The sequence below is a fragment of the Rhodococcus yananensis genome, assembly GCF_020515525.1.
GTDB classification, from domain to species: domain Bacteria; phylum Actinomycetota; class Actinomycetes; order Mycobacteriales; family Mycobacteriaceae; genus Rhodococcus; species Rhodococcus yananensis.
Map to the genome: position 1 here is coordinate 15,039 of NZ_JAIYEP010000031.1, position 14,977 is coordinate 30,015.

At 69.0% G+C, this 14,977-nt stretch carries 13 protein-coding genes; 4 read left to right on the top strand and 9 right to left on the bottom strand.

What is annotated here, in order from left to right:
- Nucleotides 1–13 precede the first annotated feature (13 nt).
- From pheT to infC, 6 genes are all read right to left on the bottom strand, one after another.
- Nucleotides 14–2,500: a phenylalanine--tRNA ligase subunit beta gene (gene pheT / locus LDQ05_RS09790; protein ID WP_226436748.1), complete on the bottom strand. Its 2,487-nt coding sequence runs from the start codon at nt 2,498–2,500 to the stop codon at nt 14–16.
- Nucleotides 2,501–2,556: 56 nt separating this feature from the next.
- Nucleotides 2,557–3,627, bottom strand: a complete 1,071-nt coding sequence (pheS, locus tag LDQ05_RS09795) for a phenylalanine--tRNA ligase subunit alpha (protein WP_226436749.1) — start codon at nt 3,625–3,627, stop codon at nt 2,557–2,559.
- A gap of 81 nt (nt 3,628–3,708) precedes the next feature.
- Complete coding sequence (locus LDQ05_RS09800) at nt 3,709–4,521, bottom strand: TrmH family RNA methyltransferase (RefSeq protein WP_226436750.1); 813 nt, start codon at nt 4,519–4,521, stop codon at nt 3,709–3,711.
- Nucleotides 4,522–4,559: 38 nt separating this feature from the next.
- Nucleotides 4,560–4,940: a 50S ribosomal protein L20 gene (gene rplT, locus LDQ05_RS09805; RefSeq protein WP_226436751.1), complete on the bottom strand. Its 381-nt coding sequence runs from the start codon at nt 4,938–4,940 to the stop codon at nt 4,560–4,562.
- A 68-nt stretch (nt 4,941–5,008) separates the two neighbouring features.
- Entirely contained in the window at nt 5,009–5,203 is a 195-nt protein-coding gene (gene rpmI, locus LDQ05_RS09810) for a 50S ribosomal protein L35 (protein WP_226436752.1), read from the bottom strand.
- Between the two features lie 65 nt (nt 5,204–5,268).
- Nucleotides 5,269–5,943, bottom strand: a complete 675-nt coding sequence (gene infC / locus LDQ05_RS09815) for a translation initiation factor IF-3 (protein ID WP_226436753.1) — start codon at nt 5,941–5,943, stop codon at nt 5,269–5,271.
- A 329-nt stretch (nt 5,944–6,272) separates the two neighbouring features.
- On the opposite strand from infC, the gene LDQ05_RS09820 reads away from it, so the two are divergent.
- Together LDQ05_RS09820 and LDQ05_RS09825 are read left to right on the top strand one after the other, a co-directional pair.
- The gene (locus LDQ05_RS09820; RefSeq protein ID WP_226436754.1) at nt 6,273–6,650 is read left to right on the top strand and encodes a DUF1844 domain-containing protein; all 378 of its coding nucleotides are present in this window, start codon (nt 6,273–6,275) and stop codon (nt 6,648–6,650) included.
- 47 nt (nt 6,651–6,697) lie between these two features.
- The gene (locus LDQ05_RS09825; RefSeq protein ID WP_226436755.1) at nt 6,698–7,189 is read left to right on the top strand and encodes an RrF2 family transcriptional regulator; all 492 of its coding nucleotides are present in this window, start codon (nt 6,698–6,700) and stop codon (nt 7,187–7,189) included.
- On the opposite strand, the gene LDQ05_RS09830 is transcribed toward LDQ05_RS09825, so the two are convergent.
- The 3 genes from LDQ05_RS09830 to uvrA all read right to left on the bottom strand — a co-directional run bounded on the left by LDQ05_RS09830 (nt 7,162) and on the right by uvrA (nt 12,885).
- Nucleotides 7,162–8,265: a TIGR04053 family radical SAM/SPASM domain-containing protein gene (locus LDQ05_RS09830; RefSeq protein ID WP_226436756.1), complete on the bottom strand. Its 1,104-nt coding sequence runs from the start codon at nt 8,263–8,265 to the stop codon at nt 7,162–7,164. The two genes, LDQ05_RS09825 and LDQ05_RS09830, sit on opposite strands and share 28 nt — an antisense overlap.
- Nucleotides 8,266–8,297: 32 nt before the next feature.
- Nucleotides 8,298–9,749, bottom strand: coding sequence for a protoporphyrinogen oxidase (gene hemG, locus LDQ05_RS09835; protein WP_226436757.1), 1,452 nt, complete (start codon nt 9,747–9,749; stop codon nt 8,298–8,300).
- Nucleotides 9,750–9,846: 97 nt separating this feature from the next.
- A complete protein-coding gene (uvrA, locus tag LDQ05_RS09840; RefSeq protein WP_226436759.1) occupies nt 9,847–12,885 on the bottom strand; it encodes an excinuclease ABC subunit UvrA in 3,039 nt (1,012 codons plus the stop codon).
- A 122-nt stretch (nt 12,886–13,007) separates the two neighbouring features.
- Between uvrA and LDQ05_RS09845 the strand changes: the two genes are divergently transcribed.
- Nucleotides 13,008–13,697 (top strand): MBL fold metallo-hydrolase, encoded by a 690-nt coding sequence (locus LDQ05_RS09845; RefSeq protein ID WP_226436760.1) that lies wholly within the window; start codon nt 13,008–13,010, stop codon nt 13,695–13,697.
- A 270-nt stretch (nt 13,698–13,967) separates the two neighbouring features.
- Nucleotides 13,968–14,879, top strand: coding sequence for a DoxX family protein (locus tag LDQ05_RS09850; protein ID WP_226436762.1), 912 nt, complete (start codon nt 13,968–13,970; stop codon nt 14,877–14,879).
- Nucleotides 14,880–14,977 lie beyond the last annotated feature (98 nt).

A 14,977-nucleotide genomic window follows, 5' to 3' on the forward strand; every position in this document is an offset into this window, starting at 1 on the left:
TCCGACGCACCCGTCAGCTCCGCAACTCCGCGCCCACCGCTGCTGCCGCAGCCGCCACGGCGGCATCGCGCGCCTCGCTCGCTTCGTCCTCGGTCAGCGTCCGGTCGTAGGCGCGGAACCGCAGCGCGAACGCCAGGGACTTGCGCCCCTCCCCCACCTGCGCGCCGGTGAACACGTCGAACAGACGAACGTCCTCGAGCAACTCACCGCCGCCGCCCCGCAACGCGGACTCCACGCTCGCGGCGGGAACGTCGTCGGCGACGACCACCGCGACGTCCTGCAACACCGCGGGGAAGGGCGACACCACCGGCGCGGGCAACGATTCGACGATCGGCAACGCATCGAGATCCAGTTCGTACGCGCAGGTGCGCGGCGGAAGCCCGGCACGTTCGAGGACCGCCGGGTGCAGTTCCCCCGCGTGCCCCACGACGGCACCGTCGACGAGCAGTTCTGCGCAGCGTCCCGGATGCCACGGCAGGTACTGCGCGGCCCGGCGTTCGAGGGACACCCCGGCCGCACGTGCGACGACATCGGCCGCGGCGAACGCGTCCGCCGCTTCCACCGCCCGACCGGCACCCCACGGACCGGACGGCTCACGCAGCCCGGTCAGCACACCACCGATGTGGACGGGCTGCGCCGGGAGGGACGCGTCGAGTCGCGCGATCTCGTCGTCCGTGGGACGCCGGTCGACGGGCAGCGCATCGACGCGACCCGTGTCGGGGCCCGGACACACCACCTGCGCGATCGAGAACAGCGACAGATCGCGCTGACCACGGGACACATTGCGGGCGAGCACCTCGAGCAGTCCGGGCACGAGGGTGGTCGCCAGTTCGGGACGGTCGGATTCGAGCGGGTTGAGGACACGGGTGGTGCTCCGGCGTGGATCGTCCGCGTCCAGCCCCCACGTGTCGAACACTCCGGCGGGCAGGAACACCGGGGCGAGCACCTCGACGTGTCCATCGTTCGCGAGCGACCGGCCGACCGCGCGACGTCGTTTCTGGCTCGGGGTCAACCCCCGGCCTGCCGGGGCCGCGGGCAGCACCGACGGGATCAGATCGAGCCCTTCGAGACGCAGCACCTCCTCGACGAGGTCGGCGGGCTGGGTCAGGTCGGGACGCCAGGTCGGTGGTGTCACCACGAGCTGACCGTGTCCGTCGTCGCCGACTCCCACCTCGACGGCGCATCCGATCTGGGTGAGGCGGCGGGCGGCGGTACCGTTCGCGTAGGCGACACCGGCCACCCGGTCCGGCAGATCGATGTCCATGTGGATCGACGGCATCGAGGTGGGCACCGCGATATCCGTCAGGGTGGGCTCCACTCGGCCCCCGGCGATCGAGGTGAGCAACGCTGCGGCGCGGTCGAGCGCGGGCAGCGCCACTTCCGGGTCGACGGTGCGTTCGAATCGCTTGCCCGCTTCGCTGGTCAGCTTGTGCCGGCGGTTGCCGCGGAACACCGCAAGCGGATCCCAGGTGGCCGCCTCGAGCAGCACGTCGACGGTGTCGTCGCCGACCTCGGTGGTGGCACCGCCCATGATTCCGGCCAGCGAGATCACACCGCTGTCGTCGGTGATGACGACATCCTCCGGATCGAGGACACGTTCGACACCGTCGAGGGTGGTGAGCTTCTCGCCCGCCTTCGCACGGCGGATCACGAGTTCACCCTGCAGCGTCGCCGCGTCGAAGGCGTGCAGCGGCTGGCCGAGTTCGAGCATCACGTAGTTGGTGACGTCCACGGCCGGGGAGATCGGGCGGACACCGGCGGTGAGCAGGCGGCGCTGCAACCACCACGGCGACACGGCCTTCGGGTCGATCCCGGTGACCTTGCGCGCCGCGAACCGGATCGCGCCCGATTCGGGTTCGAGCCGGATCGGGTACGCCTCACCACCGTCGGACGGCAGCGGTGCGACCAGCGCGGGGTCGGTGAACTCGAGGTCGAATCCGCAGGCGAGTTCGCGGGTGAGGCCGCGGACGGAGAAGCAGTAGCCGCGATCGGGTGTGATGTTCAGTTCGATCAGGGTGTCGCCGAGACCCAGCAGGTCGTTGGCGTCGTCACCGGGCTGCGCCGACCCCGGTTCGAGGACCAGGATGCCGGAATGATCGTGGCCGATGCCCAGTTCGGCAACGGAGCAGATCATGCCGTCGGAGATCTTCCCGTAGGTCTTGCGGGAGGCGATCGCGAACCCACCGGGCAGGACCGCGCCGGGCAGCGCGGCGACGATCAGGTCGCCTTCGGCGAAGTTGCGGGCACCGCACACGATTCCGCGGGGTTCGGCCTCCCCCACCTCGACCCGGCAGAACCGGATGGGCTTCTTGAAGCCTTCGAGTTCGGTGATCTCTGCAACCCGGCCGACGACCAGGTGTTCGACGCGGGCCGGGGTCTCGATGTCCTCGACCTCGAGACCGACCCGGACGAATCCCGCGTCGAGTTCCTCCGCGGTCACGTTCCACCCCGGGGTGGAACGCTGCAGGATCTCCGCCAGCCAGGATTGCGCTACTCGCACGTGAGCTCAGCTTTCTCGTTCGATGTCGGTCTTCGGCAGGTGTCGGTGTCCGGCGGTCAGCCGGCAGTGCCGAACGGCAGGGTGAACCGGATGTCACCCTCGACGATGTCGCGCATGTCGGAGATGCCGTTGCGGAACTGCAGGGTGCGTTCGAGGCCCATCCCGAAGGCGAAACCGCTGTACTCGTCGGGGTCGATGCCGGAAGCGCGAAGCACGTTCGGGTTGACCATGCCGCAGCCACCCCATTCGACCCAGCCGGCGCCACCCTTCTTGTTCGGGAACCACACGTCCACCTCGGCCGACGGTTCGGTGAACGGGAAGTAGTTGGGCCGCATCCGCGTGGTGGTCTCGGGGCCGAACAGGGCGCGGGCGAACGCGTCGAGGGTTCCCTTCAGATGCGCCATGGTCAGGCCCTTGTCGATCGCGAGCCCCTCGATCTGCGAGAACACGGGCGTGTGGGTGGCGTCGAGTTCGTCGGTCCGGAAGGTCCGCCCGGGGCACACCACGTAGATCGGGATGTCGCGCGAGAGCATCGTGCGGACCTGAACCGGCGAGGTGTGGGTGCGCAACACCTGCCGGGACCCCTCCGGCGCGACGTGGAAGGTGTCCTGCATCGTGCGGGCCGGATGGTCGGGCAGGAAGTTGAGAGCGTCGAAGTTGTAGTGCTCGGTCTCGACCTCGGGGCCTTCGGCGATCTCCCAGCCCATCGCGACGAACACGTCGGACACCTGGTCGGAGATGATGCTGATCGGATGCCGTGCGCCGAGCGCGCGCCGGCCCGCGGGCAGGGTGACGTCGATCGCCTCGGCGACGAGTACGGCGGCGTCGCGTTCGGCCTGCAGTCGTTCCTTGCGGGCGTCGAACGCGGCCTGCACGGCACCGCGATGCGCGTTGACACGCTTGCCGGCGTCGGCACGCTCGGGACCGGGCAGGGATCCGAGCGCCCGCTTCGCGAGCGACACCGGAGCCCGATCGCCGAGGTGATCGATCTTGGCCTGCGCGAGCGAGTCGAGATCGGTGGCGGCGTCGAACGCGGCGAGGGCGGCCTTCTCGGCCGCGGCGAGTGCGTCCTCGGTCAGGGCGCTGGGATCGACTGCCGGCGGGGTGCCGCCCTCTTTCTTGGCCACGACCGGTGCAACTCCTTCTTCGTGCGAACGGATCTTCGTCGGTGGGTGACGTCGGGTGCGGCGCAGGCCGCACCCGAAATCCTATGCGATGGGGCCGGGTGCCCTGTGCTGCACCCGGGCGCTGGCATACAGGCAGATCGCGGCGGCGGTCGCGAGGTTCAGCGATTCGGCACGGCCACGGATGGGGATGCGCACCCGATGGTCGGCACGCGCGGCGATCTCCGGGTCGAGTCCGTGCGCCTCGTTACCGAACAGCCACGCCGTGGGTGCGGCGAGCAGGTCGTCGGCGTCGTCGAGGTCGACGTCCCCGTCGGCGGCGGTCGCGAGGATCTGCACGCCGGCGTCCCGGACGGTGTCGAGAACCAGACCCGTGTCACGCTCGCGGGCCAGCGGCAGGTGGAACACGCTGCCGGCCGACGATCGCACACACTTGCCGTTGTGCGGGTCGACGCTGTCGCCGGCGAGGACGACCGCATCGGCACCGACGGCGTCGGCGACCCGGATGACGGTGCCGGCGTTACCCGGTTCCCCGATCCCCACGGGGACGGCGAGAAGCCGCGGATTCGCACTCAACGCGACGTCGAGGGTGACGTCCACGGTGTCGCAGACCGCGACGAGCCCCGGCGGGGTGACCGTGTCGGACAGGCGCGCCGCGGCACGGTCGGTGACCGTCGACACGCGGACACCGAGGTCACGGGCCCGAGCAACGACGTCGCGGTACCGGTCGGCGGCAGCCGCCGTGACGAACACTTCGTGGACGGTGGCGGAGCCGAGCGCCTCGCCGACGGAGTTCTCTCCCTCGGCAAGGAACCGTCCCGCCTTGCGGCGGTCGGCGGCGCGGAGCAGTTTGACAGCGGAAACGACCCGCGGTGTGCGCTCGGTGAGCGTGTCCACGGGCCGTTCCTGTGCTGTGTCGTCGTTCAGCGTCGCGCTCAGGCAGCGGGAGCGTTGACGTCGGCCGGCAGCGCGGCCTTGGCCACGGCCACCAGGCCGGCGAACGCCTCGGCGTCGGACACGGCGATCTCCGCGAGGTTCTTACGGTCCACCTCGACACCGGCGGCCTTCAGGCCCTGGATGAACCGGTTGTAGGTGATGTCGTTGGCGCGGGCCGCGGCGTTGATGCGGCTGATCCACAGCTTGCGGAAGTCCCCCTTGCGGGCGCGACGGTCGCGGTAGGCGTAGGTCAGCGAGTGAAGCTGCTGCTCCTTGGCCTTGCGGTACAGGCGCGAGCGCTGCCCGCGGTAGCCCTTGGAGGCCTCGAGAATCGAACGGCGCTTCTTCTGGGCGTTGACGGCCCTCTTCACGCGTGCCACTGGTATGTCCTGTCAGGTTCGGGGGACGAGATGCGTCGTCGTCCCCGGGGTGGATCGGTCGGGAATGCTCAGATGTCGAGCAGGCGCTTGATGCGGGGCACGTCGGCGGCGGCGACCTCGGCCTTGCCGTCGAGGCGACGGGTCACGCGCGAGGACTTGTGCTCGAGCAGGTGGCGGCGACCGGCCTTCTGGCGCAGGATCTTTCCGCTACCGGACACCTTGAATCGCTTCGCGGTGCCGCTGTGGGTCTTCGACTTGGGCATGGGGTCCTCAGTTCTGTCGTGTGTACATCGGTGCTCCCGCAGCACCGGATGTGCTGCCGGAGCGGTCAGCTGGTCTGTGTGCCGCCGGCCTCGGGTGCCTGCGCGGCGTCGGCAGCAGCGGGCTTCGCGGCGGGCTTCGCCGGTGCAGCGTTCGCGGCCTGCTGGGCCTTGACTCGGGTCTTGGCGCCCTTGTGCGGGGCCAGCACCATGGTCATGTTGCGGCCGTCCTGCTTCGGTGCGGTCTCGATGAACCCCAGTTCGGCGACGTCGGCTCCGAGGCGCTGCAGCAGCCGGAACCCGAGTTCGGGACGGGACTGCTCGCGGCCGCGGAACATGATGGTCACCTTGACCTTCGACCCGGCCTCGAGGAATCGGACGACGTTCTTCTTCTTCGTCTCGTAGTCGTGGTCGTCGATCTTGGGACGGAGCTTCTGCTCCTTGATCACGGTCTGCTGCTGGTTCTTGCGCGATTCGCGCGCCTTCTGCGCAGCCTCGTACTTGAACTTGCCGTAGTCCATGATCTTGCAGACCGGCGGACGGGCGTCGGGGGCCACCTCGACCAGATCGAGGTCGGCTTCGTATGCCAGGCGGAGTGCATCTTCTACACGCACGATTCCGACCTGTTCCCCTCCTGGGCCGACGAGTCGGACCTCGGGAACTCGGATGCGCTCGTTGATGCGGGTCTCAGCGCTGATGGGGCCTCCTAGGTAGAAACTGCGGTGTGGTCGTCGTGACCGCACCGCAACAGGCGGACCCGGATCCCCGGACGAAAAAACCCCGCTCCGATGCCGAGGCACCGCGCGGGGTCCGTACCGACCGGTCACGTACACACGGCCGATACCGTGAACACGTCCACCCCGTCACGGGGCGGACATCACGACGGATGTCGCGATGGACCGGACCACTGGGCCGCGTCGAGACGCCGCCAGAGGTGGGAGTCGGACTCCACTTGCTGCCCGCGCGGATGTGCGCAGGCGGTCGTGGGATCGAGTCTAGCAAACCGGCACGTCGACCTCGAATCGTGTGCCCCGTCGCCCGCGGGTTTCCCGGGTGGTGGGATGCTGCACTCATGAGCGACAACCCGGACACCCCCGCGGTCGACCGCGACGGTATCGCCGACGGCGACGGCGTGCGCGAACTCGCCGAGATCCCCGCAATCGAGGTCATCAGCCGCGCCGCGGTGATGCTGATGAGTTCGGCCGCCGAGAAACTCGGACTCGCCGACGAGGATCCCGACGCCGGCACGCACCGCGACCTGGACGAGGCTCGGCGGGTGATCACCGCGCTGGCGGGGCTGATCACCTCGTCCCTCGAGTATCTCGGGCCGCACGCCGGCCCACTCCGGGAGGGCCTGCAGGCCCTGCAACGCGCGTTCCGCGAGGCGTCGGTGGTCCCCGACGAGCCCGGCAAGGGCCCCGGCGAGAAGTACACCGGCCCGGTGTACTGACCGCTCCCCTCACCCGGCCGGGCTCCACCCGGCGGTACGTTCGATACATGCGCGTGCAACTCGGGAAGCGGGGCGACTACGCGGTCCGCGCCGTGGTCGCCCTCGCGCGCCCCACGACCGCAGCCGACACGGACGGCTCGTCGCGGCGCAAGACCCGCGAGATCGCCACGGAGATGTCGATTCCGCTCAACTACCTACCGCAGATCCTCGCGCGGCTGGTCGCCACCGGCGTGATCGACTCGATCGCAGGACCGAACGGCGGTTACCGCCTCGCCCGGCCCGCCGAGCGCATCACGCTGCTCGAGGTCGTCGACGCGGTCGACTCCGATGACGAACCCCCACGCTGCATCCTCGAGGGCAGGCCCTGCGGGTGGGAGCAGGAATGCGCTCTCCACCGCTACTGGTCGAGTGCGCAGGGCGCCTTCCGCCGCAGCCTCGAATCGGTCACGTTCGCCGACATCGCGGCGGTCGATGCGATGCTGACCGGGCAGCCCCGCGGGTCCGGTCCCGATCAGTCGCGCGTCGCCGACGGCTCGTAGACGCACGCCGGGTCGGCCGCCAACAGGTCGCCGGTCACCGCGTACGCATGCGAACGGGACCCCCCGCACACCTGCCGGTACTCGCATAGGCCGCACTTCCCGCCGAAACCGTCCGGGTCGCGCAGTGCCCGCATCACCGGCGAGGTGCGGTAGATGTCGTCGAAGTGTTGTTCGCGGACCGATCCGGCCACGACCGGCAGAAATCCGCTGGGATACACGTCCCCCAGGTGGTCGATGAACGCGAAACCGCGACCGGCGTTGACGTCCATCGGTGGGCGGGCGGGACGGGTTCGCACCCCGCCGGACGCAGAGGTGGCGACGCGCAGCCGTTCCCCGAGTGGGCCCGGCCGGTGGACCGTGCCCGCCGCCCGCTGCAGCGCCACCCGCCGAAAGTGCGGTGCCTCGGTGGTCTTGATCGCCACCTGATCGCCGACGTCGTGCAGCCAGTGCAGCACGTCCTCCACACCGGCGGGATCCAGCGGACCGAGCCGGGAGCCGCGCCCGGTCGGTACCAGGAAGAACACCGACCAGAGCGACGCACCGAGGTCCACCACGGTCGCGAGGATGTCCGGGAGTTCGTGCGCGTTGCCCGCGGTGACGGTGGTGTTGATCTGCAGCCGGTAGCCCACATCCTTCACGGTCCGCGCGGCCTGCAACGTGCGGTCGAAGACCCCGTCGATGCCCCGGAATCCGTCGTGACCGGCCGCGGTCGCCCCGTCGAGGGACAGCGAGACGGCGGTGGCTCCCGCGTCGTGTAGCTCCCGCAGCACCGGTTCGGTCAACCGCGGTGTCACCGACGGCGACAGGGCGACGTGCAGGCCGATCCCCGTCCCGTATCGCACGAGTTCGGGCAGGTCGGGGCGCTCGAAGGGGTCGCCGCCGGTGAGCACGACGATGGGCCGTGGTGTACCGAATGCCGCGATCCGATCGAGCAACCGGAAGCCTTCCACCGTCGTCAACTCGAGTGGGTTGCGCGCGCGGATGGCGTCGGCGCGGCAATGAGCGCATGCGAGGGCACACGCCCGGGTGACCTCCCAGATCACGATGAACGGCCGCTCGTTCGGATCGTGTCGCATGGTCCGTACGGTGCGCGCGGGACGTGTGGGGATCACGGACATTCGGAAACTCCCGGTTCGTCGTCGAGGTACCGGTGCGCGGATGCTGCGCCGGAGTCGAGGTGGGCCGTGACGCGACCCGCCGCCGCCAGGCCCGAACGGATGCACGAGGTCAGGCCGATGCCGCGGTGGCCGGCGCCCGCGAGCACCAGTCCGGGGTGCTCGGACAGGTGCTGCTCGGCGAGGTCGATGCGGTCGCCGTGTCCGGATTCGAGCTGGGTCGAGGTGTGTGGCCACCGCTGCACGTGGACGGCGGTCGGTACGGCGTCGAATCCGGTGATGGCGGTGAGGTCCGCCAGCAACCGACCGGTCAGCTCCGTGTCGTCGAGGTCGCCGATCTGCGGTCCGGTGATGCGCCCGGCGGAGAGCCGGACGTACACGTCGGGTCCGTCGTCGAGGTGTGCCCATTTCGCGCTGAGGAAGGTTGCGGCCTTGAGCAGGTACGGTTCGCGGGAGGAGACGAGCAGACCGGTTCCCGGCAGGGCGGCGACGCCCGCGGTGCGGGGGAACGCGGCGATCACTGTGTTGACGGAGGCGGCGCGGACTCCGCCGAGTTCGGTGGCTGCTGCCGCGCTGGTCCGAGCGAGGATTCGGGCTGCGGCACGGGGTCCGACGGCCAGGACGACCGCATCGAAGTCCCGGTCGGCGAAGTCCCGGTCGTCCCCGCCTGTGTCGTCCCGGTCGATGTCGAGGCGATGGCGCGGACCCACAGGGTGCACCGAACGCACGGAGTGACCGGTGCGGATGTCGAGTCGGGAGTCTGCGGCGAGCCGGTCGACGAGTTCACCGAGCCCCTTCGGGAAACTCACCGACTCGGGCACCGGGCCACGGCTGCGGCGACCCGGTCGGCGCGCCAGCAGCAGGGAACGGTGTCGGGCCGCGGTCGCGGCCAGTTCCGGTAACGCCGCGCCGACGCTGATGCGGTGCACGTCACCGCCGTGCAGGCTGCCGAGCAGTGGGTCGACGAGACGTTCGACGACCTCGTGGCCGAATCGGTGGCCGATCAGGTCGCCGACCGAGACGTCGCCGTCCAGCGGCCCGCGACGAACGAGCGGTTCCATCGCGGCCCGCAGGACACCGCACGGAGACAGGGTTCGGGCGCCGAGCACCGGCAGCAGCTTCGTCGGCCCACCGGGTCCGACTCCGGCGGGAAGTCGGCGGAGCCGGCCCGCGGCGTACACCCAGGTGTGCGAGTCGCGGGCGGTGCACAGTCCGGCGGTGAGGTCGGGGTCGTCGTCGAGGCCCGGGATGGTCGCACCCATCCGGTGCAATGATTCGGCGCCGACATCGATGGCGTGGCCACCCACCCGGACGGTGCGGACCTGCCCGCCGAGCCGCTCGGAGGATTCGAACACCACCGGGTGCAGGCCCGAGCGCGCCAGGGCTCGACCCGCGATCAGTCCGGTGACGCCACCCCCGATCACGGCCACGGTCTGTTTCGGCATCGCTCACTCCCGATAGAACTATTAGTTCGATGCTAATAGTTCCGTCGGGAGGCAGCGCCGTTCCGTGATCGACCCCACCGCGGGAGGTGGCGCCGGGTCACCGCACCGGGACGGTCGCCTCCTTCGGCGGCACCTTTTTCGCGGTGGCCTTTTTCGTGACCGCCTTTTTCGCGACCGTCTCCTTCGCGGCAGTCTTCTTCGCGGCGGTCTTCTTCCCGGTTGCTGCCTTCCGGGTTGCCGCCTTCCCCGCGACCGTCGTCACCGGTACCGGTTGCCCCTCCTCCGCCAGCGCCTCCCGCAGAAATCTGCCCGTGTAGCTCGACTCGACGCCCGCGACGTGTTCGGGCGTGCCGCAGGCCACGACGGTGCCGCCACCCGAACCGCCTTCCGGCCCCATGTCGATCACCCAGTCGGCGGTCTTGATGACGTCGAGGTTGTGCTCGATGACGATGACGGTGTTGCCCTTGTCGACCAGACCGTTGATCACGCCGAGGAGCTTGCGGATGTCCTCGAAGTGCAGTCCGGTGGTGGGTTCGTCGAGCACGTACACGGTGCGCCCGTTGGATCGCTTCTGCAGTTCCGCCGCAAGCTTGACCCGTTGTGCCTCACCACCGGACAGAGTCGTCGCGGGCTGACCGAGCCGCACGTAGCCGAGCCCGACCTCCACGAGGGTTCTGAGGTACCGATGGATGGAGGTGACCGGCTCGAAGAACTCGGCGGCCTCCTCGATGGACATGCCGAGGACCTCGGCGATCGTCTTGCCCTTGTAGTGCACCTCGAGTGTCTCGCGGTTGTAGCGGGCGCCGTGGCACACCTCGCACGGCACGTAGACGTCGGGCAGGAAGTTCATCTCGATCTTGAGGGTGCCGTCACCCGAACATGCCTCGCAGCGCCCGCCCTTGACGTTGAACGAGAACCGTCCGGGTTGGTATCCGCGCACCTTCGCCTCGGTGGTCGCGGCGAACAGGGTACGGATCTTGTCGAAGACACCCGTGTACGTGGCGGGGTTCGAACGCGGTGTGCGCCCGATCGGCGACTGGTCGACCTGTACGAGCTTGTCCAACTGGTCGAGTCCCTCGACCCGGGTGTGCCGCCCGGGCACCTGGCGGGCCCGGTTCAGTTCGTTGGCCATCACGGTGGCGAGGATCTCGTTGACGAGCGTCGACTTGCCGGAGCCGGACACCCCGGTGACGCAAGTGAGCACACCGAGCGGGAACGCCACGTCGATGCCGCGCAGATTGTTCTCGCGGGCGCCGACGACGGTGACCTCTCGGCCGGCGTCCACGCCGCGGCGTTCACCTGGCACCGGAATGGCCTCACGACCAGAAAGGTAAGCACCGGTGAGAGATTCGGTGTTGTCGAGCAGATCCTTGTAGGTTCCGCTGTGCACGACACGGCCGCCGTGCTCACCGGCGCGCGGGCCGATGTCGACGACCCAGTCGGACGTGCGGATGGTGTCCTCGTCGTGTTCGACGACGATGAGGGTGTTGCCGAGATCCCGCAGCCGGGTCAGGGTGTCGATCAACCGCCGATTGTCGCGCTGGTGCAGGCCGATGGACGGTTCGTCGAGCACGTACAGCACGCCGACGAGCCCGGATCCGATCTGGGTGGCGAGCCGAATCCGTTGCGCCTCACCACCGGACAGTGTCGCCGCCGCCCGCGACAGCGTCAGGTAGTCGAGCCCGACGTCGAGCAGGAAGCCGAGCCGGGCCTGGATCTCCCTGAGGACCTGTCCGGCGATCGCGGCCTCTCGCGAACCGAGCGTCAAGGCGTCCAGGAAGACGGCGCAGTCGGCGATCGAGAGTTCACACACCTCGGCGATCGACTTCGCGCCGAGGTCACCGGCCGTGACGGTGACCGCGAGGATCTCGGGTCGCAGTCGGGTACCTGCGCAGGCCGGACACGGGATGTCGCGCATGTAGCCGTCGTAGCGTTCCTTCATCAGCTCCGACTCGGACTGCTCGAGCCGACGGTGCAGGAACGGCAGGACGCCCTCGAACTCGGCATAGTAGGAACGCACCCGCCCGTACCGGTTCTTGTATCGGACGTGGACCTGTTCGTGGCTACCGTTCAGAACGGCCTTGCGGACCTTCGTGGGCAACTTCTTCCAGGGGGTGTCGATGTCGAACTCCATGACATCGGCGAGACCCGTGAGCAAGCGCGTGAAGTACTCGGAACTCTGCCCCATCGACCACGGTGCGATCGCACCCTCGGCGAGGCTGCGATCCGGGTCCGGGACGACGAGATCGACATCGACCTCTTTCCGGATCCCCAGACCCGCGCATTCGGGGCACGCACCGTACGGGGAGTTGAACGAGAACGATCGCGGTTCGAGATCGTCGATGGCGAGCGGGTGCGCGTTGGGACAGGCGAGGTTCTCGGAGAAACGCCGTTCGCGCCCCGGATCGTCCTCGTCGAGATCGACGAAGTCGAGCACGACGACACCTTCGGCCAGCCGCAGCGCGGTTTCGATCGAATCGGTCAGCCGCTGTTTCGCCGAAGCCTTCACTGCGAGACGGTCGACGACCACCTCGATGTCGTGCTTCTCCTGTTTCTTCAGCTTCGGTGGGTCGGACAGCGGGTGCACCACACCGTCGACACGCACACGCGAGTAGCCCTGAACGGTGAGTTGCTCGAACAGGTCGACGAACTCCCCCTTGCGGGTGCGCACGACCGGCGCGAGGATCTGGAATCTCAGCCCCTGTTCCATCGCGAGGACCTGATCGACGATCTGCTGCGGGGTCTGTCGCGCGATCCGTTCACCGCACACCGGGCAGTGCGGGGTGCCGGCGCGTGCGTAGAGCAGACGCAGATAGTCGTAGACCTCGGTGATGGTGCCGACCGTCGATCGTGGGTTGCGGTTGGTGGACTTCTGGTCGATCGACACCGCCGGCGACAGGCCCTCGATGAAGTCGACGTCCGGCTTGTCCATCTGCCCGAGGAACTGCCGCGCGTACGCCGACAGGGACTCGACGTAGCGCCGCTGACCTTCGGCGAAGATCGTGTCGAATGCGAGGCTCGACTTGCCCGATCCGGACAGGCCGGTGAACACGATGAGGCTGTCGCGCGGCAGGTCGAGGTCGACTCCGCGCAGGTTGTGTTCGCGCGCGCCTCGTACGATCAATCGATCCGCCACACCGATTCCTTCCTCATCGACCGAGCCCCCGACGGGCCCTGTGCCATCGTAGGCGCGAGCACCGACAGGTTCCGGTGCGCCGCTGGTCACCTCCCGTATCCGCGCGGCGGTACGGTTCAGACATGACAGAGCAGCCCGTGATCATCGACGAGTCCTACACCGGCGACGTGACCCCCGGCGGCCCGGCACACCGCCGCACCGTTCCCGGCGCCACCATCGTCAAGCTGGCGGTGGGCGCGATGAACAACAACGTGTACCTCGTCACCGACGAGGCGACCGGCCGATCGGTCCTCATCGATGCCGCGAACGAACCCGACACTCTCGTGTCGTTCCTGCGCGACAACGCACCGGGACTCGACCTGATCGTCACCACCCACCAGCACTGGGATCACTGGCAAGGACTCGAACAGGTTGTCGCAGCGACACGGGTGCCCACCGCCGCGCATCCCCTCGACGCGGGGCCGCTGCCCGTCACACCCGACCGCTTGCTGAACGAGGGCGACACGGTGCAGATCGGCGAGACCTCCCTCGAGGTGATCCACCTGGCGGGGCACACCCCCGGTTCGGTTGCGCTGGTGCTCACCGAACGCGGCACCGGCCGACACCACATCTTCACCGGCGACTCGCTGTTCCCGGGGGGCATCGGGCGGACAACGAATCCTGAAGAGTTCACCTCGCTGCTCGACGACGTCGAGACGAAGCTGTTCGGCCGATTCGGCGACGACACCGTCATCTACCCGGGGCACGGCAAGGACACCACGTTGGGTCTCGAACGCCCGTTCCTCTCCGAATGGCAGGAGCGCGGCTGGTGACCGTCGGGTCCCGTATTCGGACGGTGTGATGGCTGAGCGAGCAGGCACCGATCCACCAGGCAAGTGCGCGTTGGAGTTCACGCACGATGCCGGACCGGGTCGGTCCCGCCCACTCGCTTGTGGGTCGGTTGGATTGCCGGGGCCGCAGAGTTCGGTATTTCATGCTTTTCCGTCTCGTCCGAATTCGACCGCGAGGGGAATATCCGGCGCCGGGGCGGGTACCCGTGCCAGGGTGGGACACGCCCACCGCACGACAGAAACGGGGTCGACATGATCGTCAGGAGACTCGCCCGACCGATGCTCGCGTCCATCTTCATCGTCGGAGGTATCGACGCGCTGCGGAAGCCCACCGCGAAGGTGGCTGCAGCACAACCCGGACTCGACCGGATGCTCGACGCCGTCCCCGCGTCGGTGGCCGACCGCCTCCCCTCCGCACCCGAGAACATGGTGCGGATCAACGGGGCGATCCAGGTGGGCGCCGGGACGCTGCTCGCCCTCGGAAAGGCCCCGCGGATCGCCGCACTCACGCTGGCCACCAGCGTCGTCCCCACCACCATCACCGGGCACGACTTCTGGAACGTCGACGACCCCACCCAACGCGCACAGCAGCGCACCCAGTTCCTCAAGAACATCGGACTGCTCGGCGGACTGCTGCTCGCCGCGGTCGACACCGAAGGCAAACCTTCACTGGGCTGGCGTGGACGCCAGGCGGCCGAGCACGCCCAGCAGAGCCTCGTCGCCGCACTTCCCCACGTGGGTTCCGATCACGGCGACAACCAGCGGGCCGAGGTCCGACACCTCGTGGACGCAGCGACCCGACAGGCACCCGAACTCGCCGAACGCGCCCGCGAACGCGGCACCGAACTGCTCGATGCGGCCCGCGAACGCGCCCCGGAACTCGCCGAATCCGCCCGCGAACGCAGCACCGAACTACTCGCCCTCGCCAAGACCCGAGCACCCGAATACACCGACGCCGCACGCGCACACGGATCGTCGTGGTGGGACACCGCCCGCGAGCGAGGATCCGAGTGGGCGCACCGCGCCGAGGAGAAGGCCGCCGAGCGAGCCTTCGACCTGACCGAGAAGGCACGCGACCTGACCGATCGCGCCCACGATCTCGGAGAGAAGGCCCGGGAGGACGCCGGACAGGCGCTGGCACGTCGACGGCCGGACACCCGCTGATCGGGTGGCCGCACCCGCGCCCACGACATCCGGATTCTGCACGGACGCTCGCCGCGAACTAGACTTCTCGGACGCTTCGATCGGCACCGCCCCCATCC